Annotated in this window: 18 protein-coding genes; 9 read left to right on the plus strand and 9 right to left on the minus strand. The window is 65.7% G+C overall.

Going from position 1 to position 23,691, the window contains the following annotated elements; translation table 11 throughout:
- The first annotated feature begins 16 nt into the window (after positions 1-16).
- Positions 17-889: a LysR family transcriptional regulator gene (locus E3C22_RS14875; RefSeq protein WP_134762826.1), complete on the plus strand. Its 873-nt coding sequence runs from the start codon at positions 17-19 to the stop codon at positions 887-889.
- Positions 886-2,037, plus strand: coding sequence for a TDT family transporter (locus E3C22_RS14880; protein WP_425364984.1), 1,152 nt, complete (start codon positions 886-888; stop codon positions 2,035-2,037). Before E3C22_RS14875 ends, E3C22_RS14880 begins: the two co-directional genes overlap by 4 nt.
- Positions 2,038-2,162: 125 nt before the next feature.
- Here E3C22_RS14880 and E3C22_RS14885 read toward each other — a convergent pair whose 3' ends face one another.
- The 5 genes from E3C22_RS14885 to E3C22_RS14905 form a co-directional block, all read right to left on the minus strand.
- The gene (locus E3C22_RS14885) at positions 2,163-3,266 is read right to left on the minus strand and encodes an alpha/beta hydrolase (protein WP_134763025.1); all 1,104 of its coding nucleotides are present in this window, start codon (positions 3,264-3,266) and stop codon (positions 2,163-2,165) included.
- Positions 3,267-3,434: 168 nt separating this feature from the next.
- The gene (locus E3C22_RS14890; protein ID WP_134762827.1) at positions 3,435-4,040 is read right to left on the minus strand and encodes a PQQ-dependent catabolism-associated CXXCW motif protein; all 606 of its coding nucleotides are present in this window, start codon (positions 4,038-4,040) and stop codon (positions 3,435-3,437) included.
- Position 4,041: 1 nt separating this feature from the next.
- A complete protein-coding gene (locus E3C22_RS14895) occupies positions 4,042-5,022 on the minus strand; it encodes a substrate-binding domain-containing protein (RefSeq protein WP_134762828.1) in 981 nt (326 codons plus the stop codon).
- A gap of 3 nt (positions 5,023-5,025) precedes the next feature.
- Positions 5,026-5,802 (minus strand): c-type cytochrome, encoded by a 777-nt coding sequence (locus tag E3C22_RS24810; protein ID WP_245515003.1) that lies wholly within the window; start codon positions 5,800-5,802, stop codon positions 5,026-5,028.
- A gap of 299 nt (positions 5,803-6,101) precedes the next feature.
- Complete coding sequence (locus E3C22_RS14905) at positions 6,102-7,946, minus strand: methanol/ethanol family PQQ-dependent dehydrogenase (protein ID WP_134762829.1); 1,845 nt, start codon at positions 7,944-7,946, stop codon at positions 6,102-6,104.
- Between the two features lie 722 nt (positions 7,947-8,668).
- On the opposite strand from E3C22_RS14905, the gene E3C22_RS14910 reads away from it, so the two are divergent.
- Both E3C22_RS14910 and E3C22_RS14915 read left to right on the plus strand, forming a co-directional pair.
- On the plus strand, positions 8,669-9,598 hold the full coding sequence (locus E3C22_RS14910; RefSeq protein ID WP_134762830.1) for a quinoprotein relay system zinc metallohydrolase 2: 930 nt from the start codon (positions 8,669-8,671) through the stop codon (positions 9,596-9,598).
- 185 nt (positions 9,599-9,783) lie between these two features.
- A complete protein-coding gene (locus E3C22_RS14915; protein ID WP_245515004.1) occupies positions 9,784-10,632 on the plus strand; it encodes a quinoprotein dehydrogenase-associated SoxYZ-like carrier in 849 nt (282 codons plus the stop codon).
- A 548-nt stretch (positions 10,633-11,180) separates the two neighbouring features.
- Here the strand turns inward: E3C22_RS14915 and E3C22_RS14920 are convergent.
- The 3 genes from E3C22_RS14920 to E3C22_RS14930 form a co-directional block, all read right to left on the minus strand.
- Positions 11,181-11,498 (minus strand): hypothetical protein, encoded by a 318-nt coding sequence (locus E3C22_RS14920; RefSeq protein WP_134763028.1) that lies wholly within the window; start codon positions 11,496-11,498, stop codon positions 11,181-11,183.
- Positions 11,499-11,925: 427 nt separating this feature from the next.
- Positions 11,926-12,933, minus strand: a complete 1,008-nt coding sequence (locus tag E3C22_RS14925) for a YVTN family beta-propeller repeat protein (protein WP_245515005.1) — start codon at positions 12,931-12,933, stop codon at positions 11,926-11,928.
- Positions 12,930-13,430: an SRPBCC family protein gene (locus E3C22_RS14930; RefSeq protein ID WP_134763030.1), complete on the minus strand. Its 501-nt coding sequence runs from the start codon at positions 13,428-13,430 to the stop codon at positions 12,930-12,932. The genes E3C22_RS14925 and E3C22_RS14930 overlap by 4 nt, the downstream gene beginning before the upstream one ends.
- A 347-nt stretch (positions 13,431-13,777) precedes the next feature.
- On the opposite strand from E3C22_RS14930, the gene pimC reads away from it, so the two are divergent.
- The 4 genes from pimC (at position 13,778) to E3C22_RS14955 (ending at position 20,852) form a co-directional block, all read left to right on the plus strand.
- Positions 13,778-14,980 (plus strand): pimeloyl-CoA dehydrogenase large subunit, encoded by a 1,203-nt coding sequence (pimC, locus tag E3C22_RS14935; protein ID WP_134762831.1) that lies wholly within the window; start codon positions 13,778-13,780, stop codon positions 14,978-14,980.
- A 312-nt stretch (positions 14,981-15,292) separates the two neighbouring features.
- Positions 15,293-16,441 (plus strand): acyl-CoA dehydrogenase family protein, encoded by a 1,149-nt coding sequence (locus tag E3C22_RS14945; protein ID WP_134762832.1) that lies wholly within the window; start codon positions 15,293-15,295, stop codon positions 16,439-16,441.
- A 128-nt stretch (positions 16,442-16,569) separates the two neighbouring features.
- Positions 16,570-17,733, plus strand: coding sequence for an efflux RND transporter periplasmic adaptor subunit (locus E3C22_RS14950; RefSeq protein ID WP_167591782.1), 1,164 nt, complete (start codon positions 16,570-16,572; stop codon positions 17,731-17,733).
- Positions 17,730-20,852: an efflux RND transporter permease subunit gene (locus E3C22_RS14955; protein ID WP_134762834.1), complete on the plus strand. Its 3,123-nt coding sequence runs from the start codon at positions 17,730-17,732 to the stop codon at positions 20,850-20,852. The genes E3C22_RS14950 and E3C22_RS14955 overlap by 4 nt, the downstream gene beginning before the upstream one ends.
- 24 nt (positions 20,853-20,876) lie before the next feature.
- Here E3C22_RS14955 and E3C22_RS14960 read toward each other — a convergent pair whose 3' ends face one another.
- Positions 20,877-21,233: a hypothetical protein gene (locus E3C22_RS14960; protein WP_134762835.1), complete on the minus strand. Its 357-nt coding sequence runs from the start codon at positions 21,231-21,233 to the stop codon at positions 20,877-20,879.
- 652 nt (positions 21,234-21,885) lie between these two features.
- On the opposite strand from E3C22_RS14960, the gene ggt reads away from it, so the two are divergent.
- Positions 21,886-23,655 carry a gamma-glutamyltransferase gene (gene ggt, locus E3C22_RS14965; RefSeq protein ID WP_425364985.1) on the plus strand — a complete coding sequence of 590 codons (1,770 nt, stop codon included), beginning with the start codon at positions 21,886-21,888 and terminating at the stop codon, positions 23,653-23,655.
- The last annotated feature ends 36 nt before the right edge of the window (positions 23,656-23,691 follow it).

Consider the following 23,691-nt stretch of genomic DNA (forward strand, 5'->3'; position numbering starts at 1 on the left):
CCACTACCTTGGCTGCATGACACTCGAACAGCTCCGCATCTTCATCGCCGTCGCCGAACGCCAACACATGACCCGCGGCGCCGACGCCGCGCATGTCACCCAGTCGGCGGCGAGCAGCGCCATCGCGGCGCTGGAGCTTCGCCACGGCACCCAGCTGTTCCACCGTGTGGGCCGCGGCATCGAACTCACCGAGGCCGGCAAGCTGTTCCTCACCGAAGCCCGTGCGGTGCTCGCCAGTGCCGAGACGGCGGAACGGCTTCTCGAGGAATTCGGCGATCTTCGCCGCGGCGCCCTCCGCCTCGTCGCCAGCCAGACGATTGCCAGCTATTGGCTGCCCGCCCGGCTCGCCCGGTTTCAGCAGCGATATCCGCAGATCGAGATCCGCCTCTCCCTCGACAACAGCGAGGGCGCCGCCGCCAAGGTGGTGGATGGCGCTGCCGAACTCGGCTTCATCGAGGGCATCGTCGAGGCGCCGGCGCTGGCCAACTGGCGGGTCGGCGAGGACCGGATGCTGCTGGTATCGGCGACACCTGCGGGCGCCATCGATGCCGGCTGGCTGCGCGCCGCCCGATGGATCGTCCGCGAACGCGGATCGGGAACGCGGTCCTCCTTCGAGGATGCCGCCCGGCGGCTCGGCCTCGATCCGGACGCCTTCGAGATCGGCATGACGCTTCCCTCCAACGAGGCGGTCCGCACCGCCGTCGAAGCCGGGGCCGGCGTCGCCGTCCTCTCGGAGCTGGTCGTCCGCGCGGCCATCGCCACCGGACGGCTGCAGGTACTGCCATTCGACCTGCCGGCACGGCCTTTCTTCGCGCTCCGCCACAAGGAGCGCTTTCGCACGCACGCGGCAGACGCGTTCGTGACGCTGCTCACGGAAGACGACCAATGACGATGAGTCACACGCTGAAGCCCCTTCCCGGGGGGCTGCGCCCCTTCGCACGCCTCGACCATCCCCGCGAGGTCATCCGGCAGTTCACGCCGAACTGGTTCGCCGCGACGATGGGGACGGGCATCCTGTCGCTGCTCCTGCCTCAGCTTCCCCTGGCCGGGCCGCTGCTCACGCCGATCGGCGAGGCCCTGTGGTTCTTCAACATCGGCCTGTTTTCGCTGTTCTCGCTGCTCTACGCCGCCCGCTGGGTGATGTTCCGGCACGAGGCGGGCCGGGTCTTCGGCCACAACACCGTCTCGATGTTCTTCGGCACCATTCCGATGGGGCTCGCGACGATCATCAATGGCTGCCTTGCCTTCGGCATCGCGCGGTTCGGCGAGGCGATCATTCCCGTCGCCCATGCCCTCTGGTGGGTCGACGTCGCCATGTCGCTCGCCTGCGGTGTCGTCATTCCCTATCTGATGTTCACCCGCCAGGAGCACAGCCTCGACCAGATGACGGCGGTCTGGCTGCTGCCGGTTGTCGCAGCCGAGGTCACGGGCGCCTCCGGCGGGTTGCTGGCGCCGCATCTTGCCGACGGGCAGTTCGTCGTTCTCGCGACGTCTTATATCCTCTGGGCCTATTCGGTGCCGGTCGCCTTCGCGATCCTCTCCATTCTCGTGCTGCGCATGGCACTCCACAAGCTGCCCCATGAGAGCATGGCGGCCTCCGCCTGGCTGGCGCTTGGCCCGATCGGCACAGGCGCGCTCGGAATGCTGGTTCTCGGCGGCGAAGCGCCGGCGGTGCTCGACGCCCGCGGCCTCGGCGAGATCGGCGGGGCGGCGGCAGGGATCGGCGCCATCGCCGGGCTCACGCTCTGGGGCTTCGGCCTGTGGTGGGTCGCCCTCGCCGCGCTCATCACGCTGCGCTACTGGCGCGCCGGCGTGTCGTTCAATCTCGGCTGGTGGGGCTATACCTTCCCGATCGGCGTCTATACGGCCTCGACCTTCAAGCTCGCCGCGGTGTTCGACGCGCCCTTCTTCTGGCTGGCCGGAACGCTGCTGACCATCGTCCTCGCGACGATGTGGCTGGTCGTCGGCAGCAAGACCTTGGAGGGCGCCTGGACCGGCAAGCTGTTCGCCTGCCCTTCGCTGCCAGCAAAGGGGTGATCATGGGCTAATTGGCCAGCGGCCATCTCAGATCGAGGCCGCATTCGATTGCAGCAATATAGGCGCCAGCCATTTGCCCTGATCTGGCACTATCTACTGATCGGCCGGACCGAGGTGGTGCTTAGTCATCTGGGCTGTAGTCTCCAGCTTCGCCCGGGACGGACAACGATCCGGCCGCTGCGATCCTCTTGGGGCTGATCATCGAGCGTCAGCCGAATGTCCTCGATCACCTCGTCCCTCAGGCGGTAGTACTGGTGGCGGCCGTCGAGCAGAGCCGTTTCACTGACCTTTCGGCAATCAATAGCAAACACTCTTTCGCTGACGAGATCGAGATTCTTCGGCCCATCGGACCCGAGCCGATCGGGCAGCCCTTTGGTGGTATCTGAAATGGTCAACGCGATGTCGTTGGCTGCGTGGTAGACGAAAGTGCGGTTGGCGAGTTCCTCGAGGCGTCGGAGCTTCAACCTTTCCTGCAGTGCATCATTGTCCTCGTCCGCGGCCATCAGGAAGGCGCAATCGATAACACGAGGAATGTGACCGCCGTTGAGATCGGAGAACTTACGCAGCGCGTGGCGAAATGCCCAATTGCCCATGGAATGAGCCAGGAGGTGAAGACGCTGCGTGCACTGCCGGAGGTCTTCGGGCTTCGGGACTTGGCCAATACGGCGGGCCTGAACCACCGTCTCGCGATCCACCGCGCGCATTTCTGTGAGAAACTCCACCAACCGCAACAAGGCTCGCCCCATCGCAAGGCCGGAAGCCTCCGCATCCTCTCTGTCAGAGAAGTAATTCCACGCCGGCGCAACTTCGCCATTCGACGGCCAAGAAAAAAGAACAACAATTACTCGTTGCTTTTCCGAATTATAAAGCTCTTGGAGAGCCGCCGCGCGTTGTAGGGAATTTTCGAACGTGTTGGCAAAGCCAGGTATATAGGCGATGACGTCACAATCTCCGCCCTTCAGTAATTTTCGCAATCCTTCAAACAGGCGTGCTGAGCCGTAGGTAGCCGGCTTATTGTTCCGATCTTGAAGATTTTCTGGATAGAGCTTACCCGCCCCGACGGTCCAGTTCCCATCAATCTTTGGATCATCCCCAGCGTAATCGACATTCGCTTCGCCAACTCGGAAACATTGCGGGCCGAGCTGATTGAACCGCTCGCCGAAAAGATGGCTCGTTGTAGAGGTCTCATGTAACACGTCGCGATTGCTTGCAAAATAGATCGTTGTCATCGGGACCATCATCAATCCAAAGTTGTGACAAACGATCTGTAGCATGAGATGCACATCGGTGCACCTTTGAATTGAATACAAGCGATTGCGATAGCAGCGCGGGAGTAGCCTCAGACTGGCTCTATCCGGTCAGATCTTTGATCCAATTTGGCAAAGTGAGAGCCAAGCCTATTCGTCAGGACGCGGTTCGGGCTCGCGCTTTTCCAGCGGCCGGCCGGCTTCCGCCCAGCCTTCGGTCCCGTCGGGGTACCAGTAGACCGCCTTGTAGCCCGAGGCGATGGCGCGCCTGGCGGCATTGTAGCTCATCCAGCAGTCGCGCTTGCAGTAGAACAGCACCGGCGCAGATTTCTCGCCCTTCGTCGCACTCTCGATGCCGTCGAAGAAATAGCGCTCCATCACCGGGGCAAGTTCGCCATAGCCGGTGTCGACCAGCCAGATCGAGCCGGGAATGTCCTTGCGCGGCTCCGGCCGCCAGATCGTGCCTTCTGGCAGGTTCTTCGGCCGCGGCACCCGCGGCAGGACGTCGATGAACGGCACACCGCCGGCATGCAGCCGAACCGCCTCCTCCGTATCGACCACCGTCCCGCCCGTCAGCGTCGAGGGCACCGGCGCGCGATAGTCCTCCATGCGGTAGCCGTCCGGCTCCGGCACGGCCTCACCGGCCGCAGGACTTTCGGCAAAAGCGGGGATCGCCGCCACCGCCGCGACGATCAGCGACAGCCTGAAGACCGCAGATGTCCGCCGCACCTGCCGGCCGGTTCCCGCAATGCCCATCTCAGCCTTTCGGGCCGGCCGCCGGCGCGTCCGCCTTCGTCTCAGGCATCGCTGCTCCCGCCTTGCCGGAAGGCTTGATGGGGTTGTCCTGCTCGTCGAGCAGCGGCACGCCATAGGAGAGGAGGATGTCGTTGATGGCGTCCTGGTTCTCGGCGATGGTGCGGTTCAGCGTCCGCTTCCATTCCTGGTCGGACGGCCTGACGCCCATGGTGATGCGGAAGGCCATCGCCGGACCCTTGGTCTCGTGGGTCAGCGGCACGACGGAATAAGCCCCCTTCGCCTGCTTGGCATAGTATCCCGCCATCGGCCCCCACAGAACCCCGGCGTCGATCTTGCCGCTGGCAAGGTCGTCGATCATCGCCTTGGCGGAATTGTCGATCCGTGTGTCGATGACCAGCGGATAGGACTTCGCCCTGGCCATCAGCCCGGCCCGGGCGATGTAGGTCCCGGGCGGCGTGCCGGCGATGACGCCGATGCGCTTGCCCTTGAGCTTTTCGTCCTCGAGCGTCGTGACACCCTCGAGATCGCCGCCCTTCGGCGTCACCAGAGCATAGGCCGTGCGATAATACGCGTTGGTATTCTGGACCAGCTCGTCGCCCTGCGGATAGCTCATGATGACGTCGCAGAGATTGGAGCCGAGCGTCATCCGCACGAAACCCGTCGCCTGCGGGAAATAGGTGTAGGCGACGTCGCTGCGGCCGAGCTTGCCGGCGAGGAACTTGGCGACGGCCTGCTCGAAACCCTCGCCCGCCTGGTTCGAGAAGGGCATGTTGTTGGGGTCGGCGCAGACCCTCAGGATATCCGGATCGACGAGTTCCACCTCGCTGCCGAACTCGCGGTCGGCCTGTGCCACGGCGACGCTCGAAAGCGCCGCCAGCGACAGGACCGCAGCCGAGATGCGCAGGATTGCACGGCAGAGCCGCCGTTCGGGTCGGCCCGCCGGGCTAGCCTGCCGGCGGGCGTTGTCGAGGTGAACCGTCATCGATCAAAATCCCAGGCAGCTGTACTCTTCTTCCTGCGCCGGCTTGTTGTTCCCGGCCCGCTTCGGCTCGCCGCGACCGACGACACCATCGGCGCGGGCGCGCAGATAGATGTAGATCGCATCCATCGAGCACATGACGTTCGGATCTTCGCCCCAGGCCGGCATCACCGAGTTGCCGGACGGGTTCCACTTGTTCTTCTGGCCGGAGACGACGATGCCGGCGAAGTCGTAATAGGAGAGATCCTGCAGCTGGCTGGTCAGGTTCGGCGCGAAGGACGAGCCGAGGCCGTCGGGACCATGGCACTGCATGCAGTTGGCCATGTATTTCTTGTAGCCGCGCCAGGTGTACCAGTCCGCCTTGCCGTCGGCCTCGATCTTGTAGGTCGGATTGCCCGACGGATCGGCATATTTGCCGAGATCGCCTTCGGTGGGCTCGTTGCCCTCGGTCGCGGTGTCCTTGGAAGGATGGGCGTCCGGCTTCATGTGGTCGGCATCGGCCATCTTGGCGTCATCGCTGACCGGCGTCGTCGGCGCTTCCTTGGTGCCTGCGGGGGCGCTTGCGCCATCTGCCGCAGCGCTCTTCCCGCCGCCGGCCGCAGCAGCCCCGTTTCCGCCCGCTGCCTGGCCGGACGTCGCTGCCGCCGCGGCCGCGCCGCCGCTCCCCTGATCCGGGGCAGTCTGGCCCTGCGGCACGATGGTGGTGCCGGAAGTCTGGGCGAAGGCAAGACCGGACACCGAAAGAACCAGGGCGCCGGCAAGAGCAATCATCTTCGTCGTCATCATTTCCTCAACTACTGGCGCGGAACGCGCATCGCATGTCGGCTGGCCTTGCGCCCGTCGCTTCGGGGCGGGTCATGCCGGTTGCCGGAGGCAGCCGGTGCAGGCGGCCGTTCGGGGCATCCGCCACTGCCTTCGGGAGGTGAGAACGGCCGGACCTTGCCGCGGCGATGCCCTGATACGCGCCACGTCGCGACCGGATCTCCGCAATTCGGGAACAAGTCCCAGTTCCACCACCCCGGCAGCGAACGGGCCCCGCGATCGCTTCGCGGGGCCCGTTCCTTGTCATGCCGTCTGACCGACTACTTCGAGGCGGTCTGGTCGGGAACGGTGAAGACCGTCAGCTGACCACCGAGGGCGGTGTACTTCGACAGCGCCGCGTAGCCGCCGACCGCGCCAAGGCCGGCATTCGGGTCGGTGAGGCCGGCCGCGAGGCCGATGCCGGCCCAGCCGCCGATGCCGGACAGGATGCCGACATACTGCTTGCCGTCATTCTCGTAGGTCATCACGTTGCCGATGATGCCCGACGGGGTCTTGTACTTGTAGAGTTCCTTGCCCGTCTCGGCATCGACCGCCTTCAGATAACCCTCGAGGGTACCGTAGAAGACGATGCCGCCCTTGGTGGCGAGGGCGCCCGACCACACCGAGAACTGCTCGGGCAGCGACCAGACGATCTTGCCCTTGCCGGCATCCCAGGCGATGAAGTTGCCCATGCCGCCATGGCTGTTCGGCGCAGGATACATCGACAGCGTCGCGCCGACGTAAGGCTGGCCGGCCGTGTAGGCGACGCGGAACGGCTCGTAGTCCATGCAGACGTGGTTGGTCGGCACGTAGAACAGCTTGGTGTCCGGCGAATAGGCCGCCGGCTGCTGGTCCTTGGTGCCGAGCGCGGCCGGGCAGATGCCCGTCGAGTTCACGTCTTCGCCGTTGTGCTCGGTCGAGTACTCGGCGACGACCTTCGGACGACCGTAGGTCTCGGAGCTCTTGTCCATGTCGACTTCGGTGGCCCAGTTCACCGCCGGATCGTACTTCTGGGCGACCAGCAGTTCGCCGCTCTCGCGATCGAGGGTGTAGGCGAAGCCGTTGCGGTCGAAGTGGACGAGCGCCTTGTGGTCCTTGCCGTCGACGGAGACGTCGGCGAGGATCATCTCGTTGACGCCGTCATAGTCCCACTCGTCATGCGGGGTCATCTGGTAGACCCACTTCGCCTCGCCGGTGTCGGCGTCGCGAGCATTGATCGTCATCGACCACTTGTTGTCGCCCGGGCGCTGCGCCGGGTTCCAGGTCGAGGGGTTGCCGGTGCCGTAATAGACGAGGTTCAGGTCCGGATCATAGGCCGTCCAGCCCCAGGTGGCGCCGCCACCGATCTGCCACTGGTCGCCTTCCCAGGTCTTCACCGAGGAGTCCTTGCCGACCGGCTTGCCGAGTTCGGTGGTCTTCTCCGGATCGATCAGCATTTCCTCGTCCGGACCGGTCGAATAGGCCTTCCAGACTTCCTTGCCGTCGGCGAGGCTGTAGGCGGTCATACGGCCGCGTACACCGAACTCGCCGCCGGAGATGCCGACGAGCACCTTGTCCTTGACGACCTGCGGCGCGGCGGTGCCGGTCTCGCCCTTGGAGGGATCGCCGTTCTTCACCGACCAGACGACTTCGCCGCTATCGGCATTGAGCGCCACCAGCGTGGTGTCGGCCTGGTCGAGGATGATCAGAGCCGGACGGTCGCCATCGGCCGGAGCATAGGCAACGCCGCGGTTGACCGTGTCGCAGCACATGACCGGGATGACGTTCGGATCCTGCTTGGGCTCGTATTTCCACTTGATGGTGCCCTCGTCCTTGAGGTCGAGCGCATAGACGATGTTCGGGAACGGCGTGTGCACGAACATCGTGTCGCCGATCACCAGAGGGTTGCCTTCATGGCCGCGCAGCACGCCGGTCGAGAACGACCAGGCGGGGACCATGTTGGCGACGTTGTCCTTGTTGATCTTGTCGAGCGAGGAGTAGCGGTTGTTCGCGTAATCGCCGGTGGGCATCACCCACTGGCTGCCGTTCTTGGCCATGTCCTGCAGGCCTTCGGCCGCCGTGGCGACACTCCCGAGGCCAATCAGCAGGCTCGAAGCGAGCGCGGCCTTCGTAATCGATTTCAGCATAAACGGTCCTCCCAAGGAACTGAGTTCACATGTCGACCGCGTGAGTGCAGCCAACATGGTGCCAGCGATGAATGGGGAAGGCTTCCGGCAGCGTGTCACGACCTCCAATAGGGGTCTTGGTGGGCACCGTTGATCATTACCCTACCAGTGGCCTTCGAGATTCGGGGCGCTCCCAACACCCCGATCTTGAAGCCGGAAACCATGAGGCACCCTAGTGCGGGAATTTTTCCTGTGCAAGCACTGTTATCGGCTTTTTCTAGGTGCACTGCACAAAATCACTGGTTCGTCATGCCGCGATATTTATCTCCCTCTAGGATATCCAAGCGTATTACCAGACTGCGGTCGGATCAATTCGCCGTCCGGCCGGATCACTCTCCATCTTCCAAGTCTAGCTGGGGGATCGTCGGGTAAGATCACCCCGCCAAGACCTTATCTAGACAACGCCGAGATTTCTCCCGCTGCCGCGCTACCCGATCCGAAGCCGGTTGTTGGACGGCGACTTTTACCGATGTTTGCGCCCTCGCAGCGGATTTTCCGGAAGGTGTCCATGGTGCAATGCAACAAAAGTCAGGGCAGTTTGACGCAGGACGAGGGCGCGAAGGCTCTTCGTCTTTCGCATTGCCGGACCGATCGTCCATCATGAGCGCGCGGGGCGCCCGGGAGAGGCTCACCCGCAGAGCTCGGCGGGAAAGCCGCGCCTTGAAGGAAAGGGAGGACAATTCATGACGCGGACGATCCTGTTCGCCACGCTGGCGGCCCTGATTCTCGCCGTGCCGATGCCGGCGAAGGCGACCGAGCCTCTCGCCGTCACCGAAATCGCACCGGGCGTCTATGTCCATCATGGCGAGGTCGCCGAGACGACACCACAGAATCAGGGCGACATCGCCAATATCGGTTTCATCGTCGGCGATGATGCGGTGGCGATGATCGACAGCGGCGGCAGCGTGCCGGTCGGCGAGGCGGCGCTCGCCGCGATCCGGGCGGTCACCGACAAGCCGGTGAAATACCTGATCAACACCCACATGCATCCCGACCACACCTTCGGCAATCAGGTGTTCAAGGCGGCCGGTGCGACGATCCTCGGCCATCGGCGGCTGCCGGCGGCGCTCGGTGCTCGGGCGGATTTCTACAAGCAGTCGATGCGCGAGCAGCTGGGGCCCGAACTTGACGATCAGGTGACGATCACCGGGCCGGACGACACCGTGGCAAAGGAGCGGCGGATCGACCTCGGCGGCCGGACCATCGTCCTCAAAGCCTGGGAAACCGCCCATACCGACAACGACCTGACGGTCTATGACGAGAAGACCCGGACGCTGTTTGCCGGCGACCTTCTGTTCATGCAGCATTGCCCGGTGCTCGACGGCAGCCTGAAGGGCTGGCTCGATCAGATCCCGGCGCTGAAGGACGTTCCGGCGGCACGCGTCGTTCCCGGCCACGGACCGGTGAGCGCGCCATGGCCGCAGGCGATCGACGCCGAAACCCGCTATCTCGAGACGCTCGCGAGCGACATCCGCCAGGCGATCAGGGACGGCGTCCCGCTCGCCGATGCGGTGCCGGAAGCCGCTGCCAGCGAGAGCGACAAATGGCAGCTCTTCGACGACTACAACCCGCGCAATGCGACGGCGGCCTTCGCCGAACTCGAATGGGAGTGACGGCCCCGCCGCACCAAATCAACGTCACGACCCGGGAAAATTCCGCGTCGCCATGCCGGTCTTTTGAAGGTGGCGGCCCTTGCCGGTGCTGCAATTGCGGTCAAAATGGGTGGCGGTGGGCGCCTGCCGCCGCGAAACGGGAGTTCGCGGCAGCAAGCCGATGCAGCCCCAAGGGAGGAAGACACATGGCCGGAAATCCGATGGTTGGCCGCAGCGCCGCAGGCCGCAGAACCGCGATCGCGCTGCTTTCGGCGCTGGCGATCGGCGGAGCCGGCCTCGCCCGCGCCGAGACTGCGATGTCGCCCGAACAGAAGGCCGCCGAGGCGGATTCGGCCTGGCCTGAGCTGAAGCCCGACCTTTTCGGCGACCGGCCGCTGATCGACGGCACGGACACCGTGTCGATCGAGGCGCCGAAGCGCGCCACCGACCCGGCCGTGGTGCCGGTGAAGCTGAGCTTTGATCCGAAGATGGAGGTGCGGAAGGTCACCCTCGTCATTGACGAGAACCCCTCGCCCGTCGCGGCCACCTTCGACTTTGCCGAGGGCGCCGGGGTCGCCGAGCTTTCGACCCGGGTGCGGGTCAACGCCTATACCGACATCCATGCCGTCGCCGAGACGGCGGACGGCAAGCTCTATGTCACCAAGACCTTCGTGAAGGCGGCCGGCGGCTGCGCGGCGCCGGCCGCGAAGGACCCGGAAGTCGCCGCCCGCGAGATGGGCAAGATGAAGATGCGCGAGTTTTCCAGCGACGATCCCTCGCTGCACGAGGCGCAGCTGATGATCCGCCATCCCAACAATTCCGGCCTGCAGAAGGACCAGGTGACGCTGCTCTACATCCCTGCGCATTTCATCACCGATCTCTCGGTGGAAAAGGGCGGCAAGGCGCTGTTCACCATGACCGGCGGCATCTCGATCTCCGAGGATCCGAGCTTCAGGTTCAAATATCGTGCCGACGACGCCGGCCCGTTCCACGCCAAGGCGTCCGACACCGAGGGCCAGGTGTTCGAGAAGACCTTCGACAGCGGCCAGTCCTGAACGGCCTGGCGGCGCCTCAAGGCAGGTTCGGCTGGGGGCAGGTCAGGCGGTAGCGGCGCTGGGCGGGACTGAGGCAGGAAAAAGCGTCGGTGCAGCTTGGTGCATTGAGCTCCTATCATGGGCGTTGACGATCCCCTCGCCCTTCGAGGCTCGCTTCGCTCGCACCTCAGGATGAGGGGATCTTCGATGCCCGCCTGCTCGACTCGCGCCACCCCAAGGCCGCGATCGCTTGGGAACTGTCGTCATCCCGGCTTCGGCCGGGATCCACTGCTCTGCGCCAGGACAGCCCCATGGAACGGGAAAAAGGTGGGCCATCCTTTACGATGAGACTGCAACGATTTGGCAAGGATCCCGGGTCAGCGGCCGGGATGACGAGCGCGTTGACAAGAAAAGGCGGCGGCAAAACGTGGCCGGCTCGACCGGAACAGAGATCCCCTCATCCTGAGGTGCGAGCGAAGCGAGCCTCGAAGGGCGAGGGGATCTTCGGCACTTCACATCAGTATGAACGGGATCGCCGGCGTCACAGCGGGATCGCCGGCGCTGAACCGTCACTCGAAGCAGCGGATCTCTGCCTCGGCCTGGGCGCGGCGGAGGTCGCCGATCGCCGCCTTCGACTCGGCCGAATCGCGGAAAATGCTGCCCTTCTCGCCGGTCACCTGGCCCATCGACAGCCATGTCGAGGCCTCGACATAGCGATCATAGGGGATGATCGAGGCAACGACGTCGAAGGAGCAGGAGCACTGCTTCAGCGCCGTGCTGGTGTTGCCGTTGGTGGCCATGCAGGCAAAGACGTAGTCGGCGATCGCCGTCGTCGGATAGTCGGCGCGGGTGGTCGAGGCGCCTGACGCCGTCGGGAAGTGAACGATGCCGGCGCCCTCGCCGGTAAGCGAGCCGGCTTCGCCGTCGCCGCCCGCAGCCGTGCCGGCCTCACCATCCGGCCGGGTCCCCTGTGGCATCGTGCCTGGCGCCATCGCACCCTGCGCCGTCGCACCCTGTGGCACCGCTCCCGGCGCGACCGACCCCGGCATCATGGTCCCGGACGAGGTGGCGGCAGGGGCCTCGGTGCCGGGATTTCCTGCCGTCTGGGCATGGCCGGCCAGTGGCGCCGCCATAAGCATCGGAGCGGCGAGAAGTGCCGCAGCCAGCCCGGCGCTTGCGTTGGAAATGGTCATCGTCAGCTTCCTCCCGAAGCCGCCCTTTCGGGTGGTTTCCCGTCAGATATGTCGCGGCATCACCGGCTTGCCCGGTTTTCCCAAAGATTTGGCCGGGAAAGGTTCCCGATTTCGCCGGCCGTCATTTCGCTGCGGCGGTCGGGGCCGCCCGGACGAAAGCGCCGAAGGCCCGCGGACCGTCCGGCACGTCGACGCTGCCGACGACCTCGAGACTGCCCGCATCGAGCTTGAGCAGCGTGTTGGCGAACCAGTTCGCCACATAGACGAAGCGGCCGTCGCTGCCTGAGGCGATCCCCTCCGGATAGTCGCAGCAGTCGAGCTGCCCGATCCGCTCGCCGCTCTCGGCGTCGAACACCGTCAGCGTGCCGCCATACTGGTCGGTGACGAAGACCTTCCCCGTCGTTTCGACGGCATCGTAGGGATGCGAGCCGACCGGCACCGTGCGAAGGACGAAATGGCCCCGCGCATCGACGACGCTGACGGAATCCGAGCCGACATTGGCGGCATAGACCCGCGTTCCGTCCGGCGAGAAGGCGACGCCGAAGGGCCGCTCGCCGGCCACGACCCGGGCGATCACCTCGCCGGTCTTCGCCGCGAAGAACGAAATCTGGTTGGAATCCCGGTCGGCGGTGACGACGACGTTCCCATCCGCGGAGACGGCAACGCCCGAGGGGGACTGGCCGGTCTCGAAATCGCCGACGACCTTGCGGCTTTCCGGATCGACGAGGAGCAGCCGGTGCGAATACCAGTCGGCGACATAGACCGGCGAGCCCGACGGATGCACCGCGATGCCGAGCGGCCCGCCGCCGACCTTGACCTCTCCGACCACCTCGCGCTTCGCCGTATCGACGATGGCGATCTGCTGGGAATCCGGCTGCGACACATAGGCGCGCGTGCCGTCGCGGCTCACCGCAATGCCGGCAGGCTTGCCCGGAACAGCGATGGTCTTTTCGACAGTCATCGTGTCGAGATCGACGAAGGAGAGGCTTCCGGCCTCCTGGCTCGTCACATAGGCGACGTCGCCTGCCGCCGCGCCCGACACCCCTGCGCCGAGCAGAAGAGCCGAAAGGCTGAGCGCCGCCGCCCGCCGCGGTGCGGCGCCGGCAAGCCGCAGGAGGCGCCCGCTCACGAGCCGGATTCGACCTTGTTCTTCAGGCTTTCGAGCCCTTCGGTGATGAACTCGGTGACGCCCTTCACCGAGGCCTCGTCGTTGAGATTGGCCGGCGGCTCGTTGTTCGGATAGCCGCGATAAAAGGCCGCGCGCCAGGTGACGTCGGACTTCGCGCCACCATCCGCCGGCTTCACGGTGATCGTCGAGGAATAGTTCGTCGCCGGCAGGAGATCGACGTTCACATGGCCGATGAAGGTCGAATAGCTCATCTTGTCGGCGTCGTATTTGGAGAGTTCCTCCTCCATCATGCCGCCCGACGTGAACCCGAGCGTGCGGACGGAGCCCTTCTCGTTGCCCTTGGTCGCGTCGGTCATGGCAATGCGCGGGTGCCAGGACATGTCGCCGAAATTCTGAATGACGGCCCAGACCTTGTCCGGCGCGGCGTCGATGGTGATGGATTCGCTCGCCTTCTGGCGCGTCGGACCATGCGCCGCGGCGATGCCGGGCAGGATCATCAGCGCCACGGCAAAGGCGGCGAGTTTCGTGAACACCGATTTCTCGAACAAGCGGCCAGTCTCCTCTTCCGATTCGGTGCCCACCCGAACCACGGCCAGCGCGGACCCTAGTCAGATCGCCGACGAAGGGAAAGACCTCGTCTCGAAGCCCTCCAGCGATCGACCACGATTTACTCTTACGTTCGCGTCAATTATATTTCGGTCACGAGCTCTCGCCGTGGAGGATGGCGGCGGGCAGTGCAAGCAATGATACGCAAAGACGCCGCAGTGCCGGCACAATTGCCGGCTTCGACGCTGCGGCATCCGCGCCGAGACGAGGCGCCACCAGACGATCGGGAGGACGATCCATGGACCTGAAATTCACGCCCGAAGAGGCCGCGTTCCGCCAGGAGGTCCGAAGCTTTATCCGCGACAACGTTCCCGGCGACGTCACCGAGACACTGCGGGCAGGACGGCATGTTTCGAAGGACCAGCTGGTGCGCTGGACCCGCATCCTCAACGACAAGGGCTGGTCGGTCCCGCACTGGCCGGTCGAACATGGCGGCACCGGCTGGGACGCGATCCGGCAGTACATCTTTCTCGACGAGATGCAGCGGGCGCCGGCGCCGCAGATGCTGCCCTTCGGCCATTCGATGGTCGGCCCGGTGATCTACACCTTCGGCTCGAAGGAGCAGAAGGCGAAGTTCCTGCCGCGCATCGCCAATCTCGACGACTGGTGGTGCCAGGGCTTTTCCGAGCCGGGCGCCGGCTCCGACCTTGCCGGGCTGTCGACCAGGGCGGTTCGCGACGGCGACCATTACGTGGTCAACGGCCAGAAGACCTGGACGACGCTCGGCCAGTATGCCGACTGGATCTTCTGCCTGGTGCGCACCGACCCCGCCGCGCCGAAGAAGCAGATGGGCATTTCCTTCCTTCTGATCGACATGACGACACCCGGCATCACCGTCCGGCCGATCCGCACCATCGAGGGCGGCCACGAGGTCAACGAGGTCTTCTTCGACGACGTGAAGGTGCCGGTGGAAAACCTCGTCGGCGAGGAGAACCGCGGCTGGGACTATGCGAAATTCCTGCTCGGCAACGAGCGCACCGGGATTGCCGGCGTCGGCGCCACCAAGCAGCGCATCCGGCGGCTGAAGGAAATCGCCAAGGCCGAGCCGGCTGCAGGCGGTGTCGTCTGGGACGATGCGCGCTTCCGCGAGAAGGTCGCGGCCGTCGAGGTCGAGCTGAAGGCGCTGGAAATGACCCAGCTGAGGGTCGTCTCGGCGGAAGCGCGACAGGGCCACGGCAAGCCGGACCCGGCCTCCTCGATCCTGAAGATCAAGGGCACCGAGCTGCAGCAGGCGACGACCGAACTCCTGATGGAGGCGATCGGCCCCTTCGCCCTGCCCTACGAGGCGGAGGAGATCGAGGGCCGCAACGAGCCGCCGGTCGGCCCGGACTACGCCGCGCCCATCGCGCCGAATTATTTCAACTACCGCAAGGTGTCGATCTACGGCGGCTCCAACGAGATCCAGAAGAACATCATCGCCAAGGCGATCCTCGGGCTGTGAGCGGCTGACTTGGCTGGTTGAACGGCGTCGGCGCATGCATACCCCCCTCTGTCCTGCCGGACATCTCCCCCTCAAGGGGGGAGATCGGTCTTGCGCCAGAGGCGCTACGCCAATCTGAGACGCCTGAAAGCCGCATAGGCGCTGGAAACGAGACGACAACAACGAAGCGAATGATCTCCCCCCTGGCGGGGGAGATGTCCGGCAGGACGGAGGGGGGCGCCTCGCGCCGTCATGTCAAAACGATAAGCGTGAACGGCGCCGAGCACTGACGACGGTGCAGTCGATCGTTTGTAGAATTTCGGGAGGAAACCCATGGATTTCGAACTGTCCGAGGAACAGAGCCTCATCAAGGACTCGGTGACCCGGCTGCTGCGCGCCGAATACGGCTTCGAGCAGCGTGAGAAGCACCGGGCGGAGCCGATCGGCTTTTCCGAAACGATCTGGCAGTCCTTCGCCGAGCTCGGGCTGCTCGCCATTCCCTTCGCCGAGGAGGATGGCGGGCTGGGCGCCGGGCCCGTCGAGACCATGATCGTCATGGAGGCCTTCGGCCGCGCCCTCGTCGTCGAGCCCTATCTCGCTTCCGTCGTCATGGCCGGCGCGGCGCTGCGCCACGCGGCCTCGCCCGAGCAGCGCGCCGACCTCGTTCCCGGCCTTGTCGACGGGTCGAGCCGCCTTGCCCTCGCCTTCGCCGAGCGGGACACCCGCTACGACCTCTCCCGGATTGCCATGGCCGCGACGCGCGATGGCGAAGGGTACCGTCTTTCCGGCGAGAAGACGCTGGTCCTTCATGGCGACAGCGCCACCGGCTTCATCGTCGCTGCCCGCACGGCGGGCGCGCCCGGCGAGACGGCCGGACTCGGCCTGTTCCATGTCCCGGCAGATGCCGAGGGCCTGTCCCGCCGCGGCTACCCGACCCAGGACGGCATGCGCGCGGCCGAGCTCAACTTCGCCAAGGTCCTCGTCCCTGCCGGGTCGGTGCTCGGCGATCCCGAAGGCGCTCTCGAGACGCTGATGCGGATCGAGGCCGAGACCATTGCGGCGCTCTGCGCCGAGGCGGTCGGCTCGATGGAGAGGATGGTCGAGCTGACCACCGCCTACATCAAGGAGCGCAAGCAGTTCGGCGTGCCGATCGCCGCCTTCCAGGCGCTGCAGCACCGGGCTGCGGAAATGTATATCGCGCTCGAACAGGCCCGCTCGATGATGTTCTTCGCGGCGATGAACGCCGGCGAGGACGACGCCGCGGCGCGGCGCGCGGCGATCTCCGCCGCCAAGGTGCAGATCGGTCGCTCCGGCCGCTTCGTCGGCCAGAGCGCCGTGCAGCTCCATGGCGGCGTCGGCGTGACGATGGAGTACGAGATCGCCCATCACTTCAAGCGCCAGGCGATGATCGACCTCTTCCTCGGCGACGCGGACCATCACCTCGCGGTCGTCGCCAGGGAAGGCGGGCTCGACGAAGCCTGACGTTCGCGAACTGGCCTCCCCGGCTGACACCAATCGTTACACATCGATACGGCCCGCGCATGGAAGCGCTTGCCGGCAGCGTTTATCTTCGAAGCTGCCGAAATGACGCTTCCAGAATGTGGGACCCGATGAAGTTCTTCGCGAAAACCAGGCGGATCGCCCTCCTCGTCGCCGCCGCGGCCGTCGTGGTGATCGGCTGCCAGCTCGGATTTTCCGGCAAGCGCGACAGCGATGCGGCGGCAAGCGTCGGCACGCCTGCCGCGCCCTCGGCCGTACCCGCCGAGCCTGCGAGCCTCACCGTCACCACCGACACGGTGCGGCGCACGAAGATCGGCGAGACGATCGTCGCCAACGGCGTCGTCGCCGCCAGACGCGAGGTCATCATCGGATCGGAGGCGAGCGGCCTGCGGCTCGCCGAGGTCGAGGTTGCGCAGGGCGACCACGTCACGGCAGGCCAGATCCTGGCGCGGCTCGACGATTCGCTGCTCAAGGCGCAGATCGCCGAACAGGATGCCGCGATCGACAGCGCCAAGGCGACGCTTGCCAATGCGGTCTCGACCAGCGAGCGCAGCCAGCGGCTGATGAAATCCGGTACCGTGTCGAAGGAGACCGCCGAGACGAACGCGACCGCCGTCGCGACGGCGAAGGCCGCCCTCGCCCAGGCCGAGGCCGGCAGGAAGACGCTGGAGGTGCAACTCGCCCGCACCGAGATCCGCGCTCCCTTTGCCGGCATCGTCTCGGCCCGGCCGGCAGTTCCCGGCATCATCGTCCAGACCTCGACGGAGATCGCCCGCATCCAGGAGGATGGCGCGCTGGAGGCCCGGGTGGACGTGCCCGAGCAGTCGGTCTCCGCGCTCGTGGCGGGCGCCGTGGCGGCCGTCACCGCGCCGGACGGGCGCACCATCGACGCGACGCTCACCTCCCTCGACGAGGTGGTCGACACCGACACCCATCTCGCCCTCGCAGTGGTCGCGCTGCCGCAGGATTCCGGCCTCAAGGCCGGCATGTTCGTCACCGCCAGGATCGAGACCGGCGGCGCCGAGAGCCTGACGGTCGCCGACAAGGCGCTGACCTGGCAGGATGGCAAGACCGCCGTCTTCAAGGTGGCCGCCGACGATATCGTCGCGGCCGTGCCGGTCACCGTTGGCAAGCGCAGCGACGGCCGCGTCGCCGTCTCCGGCGACCTTGCCATCGGCGACCGAGTGGTGACGAGCGGCGCCGGCTTCCTGCAGGACGGCAACAAGGTGCGGCTGGTCACCGAACAGGCCTCGGCCGGCGGAGACGCCCAGTGAAGAACATCTCCGCCTGGGCGATCCGCCACCCGCTGCCGACGATCGTCCTGTTCCTCGCTCTGGCGATCGCCGGCGCATGGGGCTTCATGCAGCTGCGCGTCAACAACATGCCCGACATCGATTTTCCGATGGTGCGGGTGACCGTGACCCAGACCGGCGCCTCGCCGACCGAGATCGAGACGCAGGTGACCGATCTCGTCGAGAACGCGGTCGCGACGATCGCCGGCGTCGAGGACGTCACCTCGACGATCAGCGAGGGCTCCTCCGTCACCGCCATCCAGTTCGAGCTCGACACCAACCTCATCGAGGCGACCGACGACGTCCAAAACGCCATCGACGGCATCCAGAGCCAGCTGCCGGACGCGGCCGAGACGCCGATCGTCGCCCGCGTCGAGGCCGGCGACAATTCCATCCTCACCTATGTGGTCGAGGCGCCCGGCATGCAGCCGGACGAGCTCTCCTGGTATGTCGACGAGGACGTCTCCAAGGCGCTGCTCGCCGTCGACGGCGTCTCGAAGATCGAGCGCTCGGGCGGCGTCGATCGCGCCATCCTCGTCAAGCTCGACCCGGCGCGGCTCGACGCCTTCGGCACCACCGTCGGTGCGGTGACCAGCACGCTCGCCGCCCAGAACATCAACCAGGCGGGGGGGCGCACCGTCATCGGCGGCACCGAGCAGTCGGTGCGCACCCTCGGCAGCGCCGGTTCGGTCGCCGAACTCGCCAACACGCCGATCACCATCGCGCCCGGCAAGTCGGTGCGGCTGTCCGATCTCGGCCAGATCGTCGACGGCTGGGAAGAGCCGCGCAGCCGCGCCCGCCTCGACGGCAAGGAGGTCGTCGCCTTCTCCGTCTACAGCGCCAAGGGCTCCAGCCAGGTCGGCGTTACCAAGGCCGCACGCGCCGCGATCAAGGCGATCGACGCGAAGAACAAGGATGTCAGCTTCACCGAGGTCACCTCGTCTTCGGACTTCGTCGAGGAGAGCTACGACGCCGCGCTGGAAGCCCTGTGGATCGGCGCGCTGCTCGCCGTCGTCGTGGTCTTCCTGTTCCTGCGCGACATCCGCGCGACGATCGTCGCAGCAACCGCGCTGCCTTTGTCGCTGATCCCGACCTTCGCGGTGATGGCCTGGCTCGACCTGTCGCTCAACAACATTACCCTCCTGGCGCTGTCGCTGGTGGTCGGCATCCTCGTCGACGACGCCATCGTCGAGATCGAGAACATCGTCCGGCACATGCGCGAAAGCGGCAAGAGCGCCTTCGACGCCGCCATCGAGGCCGCCGACGAGATCGGCCTCGCGGTGGTTGCGACCACCGCGACGATCATCGCCGTCTTCCTGCCCGTCGCCTTCATGCCGGGCATCCCGGGCAAGCTTTTCGTCAGCTTCGCCATCGCCGTCTGCGTTTCGGTGAGCTTCTCGCTGATCGTCGCGCGGCTTTTGACGCCGCTCCTCGGCGCCTATCTCGTCAAGGCGGGCCATGGCGGCTCGGAAGAGGACACGCCCTTCTGGGTGCCGGGTTATCTCGCGGTGCTGCGCCAGGCGCTGCGATTCCGCTGGCTGACGGCACTCGTCGGCATCGCCTTCTTCGCGGCCTCCGTGATCGTCGCCTTGGGTCTTCCGACCGAGTTCATGCCCGCCTCGGACCGCGGCCGCGCGCTCGCCTCCGTCGAGCTCGTTCCCGGTTCGACGCTGGAGGAGACCGACGCCGTGGTGAAGACGGTGAGCGCGATCCTGAAGAAGCAGCCGGAGGTCGCCTCGGTCTTCGCCTCGATCGGCACGGCCTCGGAGGGCGGCGGCGGTCCGCAGCGCCACACCACCGCCGCCGTCAATTCCGCCACCGTGACCGCCAATCTCCTGCCCCGCGACCAGCGCGCGGTAAGCCAGCAGGAATTCGAAAAGCGCCTCGCCGGCGCCTTCGACGACATTGCCGGTGCCCGTGTGCAGTTCGGCGCCGACAACCAGTCCGGCTCGAAGGTGAAGATCACGCTTGCCGGCCCGGACAGTGACAAGCTCTCCGAAACCGCCAACGAACTCGCCGCCGAGATGCGCGACGTGCCGGGCCTGCTCAATCCGATCTCGGATGCCGCGGCGGCCAAGCCCGAACTCGTGATTGCGCCGGACAAGCAGCGCATGGCCCGCCTCGGCATCACCGCCAGCGACGTCGCGACGCTGCTCTCCGTCGCCACCATCGGTGCCAACCAGTCGGCGCTGGCGAAATACAGCCTCGGCGACCGGCAGGTCTATATCGTGCCGACGCTGACCGACGACGCGAGGGGCGATCTCGCCCGGATCAAGTCGCTGAAGATCGCCGGCACCTCGCAGACCGTGCCGCTCGGCTCGATCGCGACGTTCTCCTTCGGCGCCGGCCCGACGACCATCACCCATTATGACGGCGACCGGACCGCGAGCGTCGAGGCGGAGCTTTCGGGGCTGACGCTCGGCGAGGCGCGCGAGGCGATCGCCAATCTGCCGGCGATGAAGAACCTGCCGGAGGGCATCCGTGAGAAGGCGCAAGGCGACGCCAAGCGGATGAACGAGATGTTCTCGGGCTTCACCATGGCGATGGCGACCGGCGTCCTGTTGATGTTCGCGACGCTGGCGCTGCTCTTCAACTCCTTCCTACAGCCGATCACCATCCTCACCGCCCTGCCGCTGTCGATCGGTGGCGCCTTCGGCTTCCTCTGGCTGACCGATTCGGCGGTGGCGATCTCGGTGCTGATCGGCGTCCTGCTTTTGATGGGCATCGCCGCGAAGAACTCGATCCTGCTGGTCGAATACGCCATCGTCGCGCGGCGAGAGGGACAGGACCGGTTCGGTGCGCTGATGGACGCGGCGAGGAAGCGCGCCCGGCCGATCGTCATGACGTCGATCGCCATGGGCGCCGGCATGGCGCCGCTCGCCCTCAGCCTCGGTGCCGACGCCGAAACGCGGGCCCCGATGGCGATCGCGGTGATCGGCGGCCTGGTCTCCTCGACGCTTCTGTCGCTCGTCTATGTGCCGGTGGTCTATACGATCATCGACGATCTCGAGCGGGTGCTCGGCCGCTGGCTCGGCAAGCTCCTGCCGAAGGACGAGCCGCGGCCTGCGGCGATCGAAGCGGCGGCGACCCCGGCGGAGTGATTTCCGGCGGACCCTGTGGCAGATCTACGGATGCGTACGGAGCTGTCGTGTTGCGGACCCCTCTGTCGCCTCTGTGCGAGACCAGATCACAGCACTTTGAGGCACGCCAAGAATCTCCATGATCGCCAGGCTCAATGCTGAATCGATGTCCTCTCGGGTATAGAGCGTGTAATAATTGAGCGGTTCACCACGATACCGCTTTATGGCGACTCTGGTCGTGCCGTCGACACAGTAGACTGCACCGTTGAAGCTGTCGAAATCATCGGCGCCGCTGAGCTGTTGCAGTTCCTGCCATGTCTTGCTTTGGCTCGAAACGATGAACTGCAGCTGCGGAAACGTTGCTTCGTACAACAGGTCGGCATCCGCAAGCTCGATCTGCATGGCTTTCTGCCTTTCAAGGAAGTGGCCGAACCTTCGTAATCTGCACTGGGATGGCCGCATAGTCGACGCCATCGCTATGTCTCGCAAGAACGCCCGGCGTGTATCCAAGATACCAATGAGCCAGAGTTGCCGTCGAATGACCGGGAAGTGGCTGCACATCCGTATAAAACTCGATCCCGTCCTGCGCATCGGGTAGACTTCCAACATAGGCCTTGACGACAAGGAAGTTGGATTGGGCAACGTTCCGTGGCTCACGGCCCCAGATTTCGTTGGATGCCATCTGCTTTCTGGCGACAGCTGGAGACTGGGACGGGCTCGCTCGGCGGTAAAAAGGGCCGTATGCGGCTGCCATCCATGCCCCCCAGCGTCACGATCGCCTCATCGGCAGTCTAAGATCAATACCACTTATCGTCGCGGCGCCAGATTTAAATGACCGGGTTGCAAGGCCGCCTCGAAACCACCGGTAGCTAGATGGCCCTTTTTTTCGTGGGCCACTGCGATCGCCACTTCTGCGAAGGTTCCTCTTGCGATCGCGTTCACCGCAGATCCGAAGGTCACCATGACGACGCCGGCGCTACTGTCTCGGCTGAGCGCTTCCGCATCGGCTCTCCGGCCCTAGCTTCCTTCCAGACAACCTGAAGGAGCCACGCCCGTGACGTTCTTCCGCCCGATCATCGCCGCCGTGCTTGTCGGCTTTCTCTTTGCCGGACCGGCGATCGGCCAGCAGGCGGCCGACAGCGTCGCGCCGGAAGCTGCGAGCAGCATGCGCGCCTCCTCGGCCGAGCCGGCGCGGGCGAAGAAATTCATGGTCGCGGCGGCCAATCCGCTGGCAGCCGAGGCCGGCGTGGCGATCCTCAAGAAAGGCGGCAACGCCATCGACGCGATGGTGACGACCCAGCTCGTCCTCAATCTCGTCGAGCCGCAGTCCTCCGGCATCGGCGGCGGTGCCTTCCTGGTCTTCTTCGACGCCAAGGCCGGCCGGCTCACCACCTTCGACGGCCGCGAAACGGCACCTGCCGGAGCGGATCCGAAACTCTTCCTCGACGAGGCGGGCGATCCGCTCGAATTCTACGATGCCGTCGTCGGCGGGCGTTCGGTCGGCACGCCCGGCACGCTGCGCCTGCTCTTCGAGACCCATGAGCGCTTCGGCGCGCTCGACTGGAAGACCGTCGTCCAGCCGGCGATCGATCTGGCCCGCGGCGGCTTCGACGTCTCGCCGCGTCTCCACGATCTCATCGTCGAGGACGGCGACAGGCTGAAGCGCTTTTCCGTCGCCAGGGACTACTTCTTCGATCGCGAGGGCGAGCCGCTGAAGGCCGGCATGCGCCTGAAAAACGAGGCCTTCGCCGAGACCCTCACGACCATCGCGGAAAAGGGCGCCGAGGGTTTCTACGAGGGGCCGGTCGCCGAGGCGATCGTCGCCACCGTCCAGAACGCCGAGGGCAATCCCGGCCGCCTGGCGCTTTCCGACCTTGCCAATTACCGCGTCGTCGAGCGCGAGCCCGTCTGCCTCACCTATCGCGTTTACGACGTCTGCGGCATGGGGCCGCCGTCGTCAGGCGCACTCACCGTCGGCCAGATCCTCGGCCTTCTCGCGCCCTTCGACATTGCCGGCCTCGGCCCCGAAAGCGTCAAGGCGTGGCGGCTGATCGGCGATGCCTCGCGTCTCGCCTTTGCCGATCGTGGTCGCTACATGGCCGACATCGACTATGTGCCGATGCCGCTGAAGGGACTTCTCGACGAGGCCTATCTCGCCTCCCGCTCGAAACTTCTCGAGGGCGAGCGCGCGCTTGCCGAAGCCGACGTCGCGCCCGGCATGCCACCCTTCGACCATGCCATGCTTCTCGGCGACGACACCGCCATCGAGTTTCCCTCGACCAGCCATTTTTCCATCGTCGACGGCGCCGGCAACGTCGTCTCGATCACCACCACGATCGAGAACGGCTTCGGTTCGCGGCTGATGACCGGCGGTTTTCTGCTCAACAACGAGCTCACCGACTTCTCCTTCGAGACCCATGACGCGGACGGCCGGGTGATCGCCAATGCCGTCGCGCCGGGCAAACGGCCGCGCTCGTCGATGGCCCCGACCATCGTCATGCGCGACGGCAAGCCGGTGCTGGCGGTCGGATCGCCCGGCGGCAGCCGGATCATCGGCTATGTCGCCGAGGCGCTGATCGCCGTTCTCGACTGGAACATGAACGTTCAGCAGGCCGCCGCCCTGCCCCACCTCGTCAACCGGTTCGGCACCTTCGACGTCGAAGCCGGCACCGACGCCGTGAAGCTTGCGGAACCTCTGAAAGGCCTTGGCTTCGCGGTGAAGGAGGGCGACCTCAATTCCGGCATCCACGCCATCGCCATCACCCCGCGGGGGCTCGAAGGCGGGGCCGATCCGCGCCGCGAAGGCGTTGCCGTCGGCGAATAGGATGCCCGTCCTGCCGGGCAATCCTTTTCTTCGCAG

Origin of the sequence: Jiella endophytica (assembly GCF_004519335.1) — a bacterium.
Lineage (GTDB): Bacteria > Pseudomonadota > Alphaproteobacteria > Rhizobiales > Rhizobiaceae > Jiella > Jiella endophytica.

What these genes read in the sequence shown, in the direction of transcription:
- E3C22_RS14875 (WP_134762826.1), top strand. Translation starts at nt 17, where the DNA reads ATGACACTCGAACAGCTCCGCATCTTCATCGCCGTCGCCGAACGCCAA.
- E3C22_RS14880 (WP_425364984.1), top strand. Translation starts at nt 886, where the DNA reads ATGACGATGAGTCACACGCTGAAGCCCCTTCCCGGGGGGCTGCGCCCC.
- E3C22_RS14885 (WP_134763025.1), bottom strand. Translation starts at nt 3,266, where the DNA reads ATGACAACGATCTATTTTGCAAGCAATCGCGACGTGTTACATGAGACC.
- E3C22_RS14890 (WP_134762827.1), bottom strand. Translation starts at nt 4,040, where the DNA reads ATGGGCATTGCGGGAACCGGCCGGCAGGTGCGGCGGACATCTGCGGTC.
- E3C22_RS14895 (WP_134762828.1), bottom strand. Translation starts at nt 5,022, where the DNA reads ATGACGGTTCACCTCGACAACGCCCGCCGGCAGGCTAGCCCGGCGGGC.
- E3C22_RS24810 (WP_245515003.1), bottom strand. Translation starts at nt 5,802, where the DNA reads ATGACGACGAAGATGATTGCTCTTGCCGGCGCCCTGGTTCTTTCGGTG.
- E3C22_RS14905 (WP_134762829.1), bottom strand. Translation starts at nt 7,946, where the DNA reads ATGCTGAAATCGATTACGAAGGCCGCGCTCGCTTCGAGCCTGCTGATT.
- E3C22_RS14910 (WP_134762830.1), top strand. Translation starts at nt 8,669, where the DNA reads ATGACGCGGACGATCCTGTTCGCCACGCTGGCGGCCCTGATTCTCGCC.
- E3C22_RS14915 (WP_245515004.1), top strand. Translation starts at nt 9,784, where the DNA reads ATGGCCGGAAATCCGATGGTTGGCCGCAGCGCCGCAGGCCGCAGAACC.
- E3C22_RS14930 (WP_134763030.1), bottom strand. Translation starts at nt 13,430, where the DNA reads ATGATCCTGCCCGGCATCGCCGCGGCGCATGGTCCGACGCGCCAGAAG.
- pimC (WP_134762831.1), top strand. Translation starts at nt 13,778, where the DNA reads ATGGACCTGAAATTCACGCCCGAAGAGGCCGCGTTCCGCCAGGAGGTC.
- E3C22_RS14945 (WP_134762832.1), top strand. Translation starts at nt 15,293, where the DNA reads ATGGATTTCGAACTGTCCGAGGAACAGAGCCTCATCAAGGACTCGGTG.
- E3C22_RS14950 (WP_167591782.1), top strand. Translation starts at nt 16,570, where the DNA reads ATGAAGTTCTTCGCGAAAACCAGGCGGATCGCCCTCCTCGTCGCCGCC.
- E3C22_RS14960 (WP_134762835.1), bottom strand. Translation starts at nt 21,233, where the DNA reads ATGCAGATCGAGCTTGCGGATGCCGACCTGTTGTACGAAGCAACGTTT.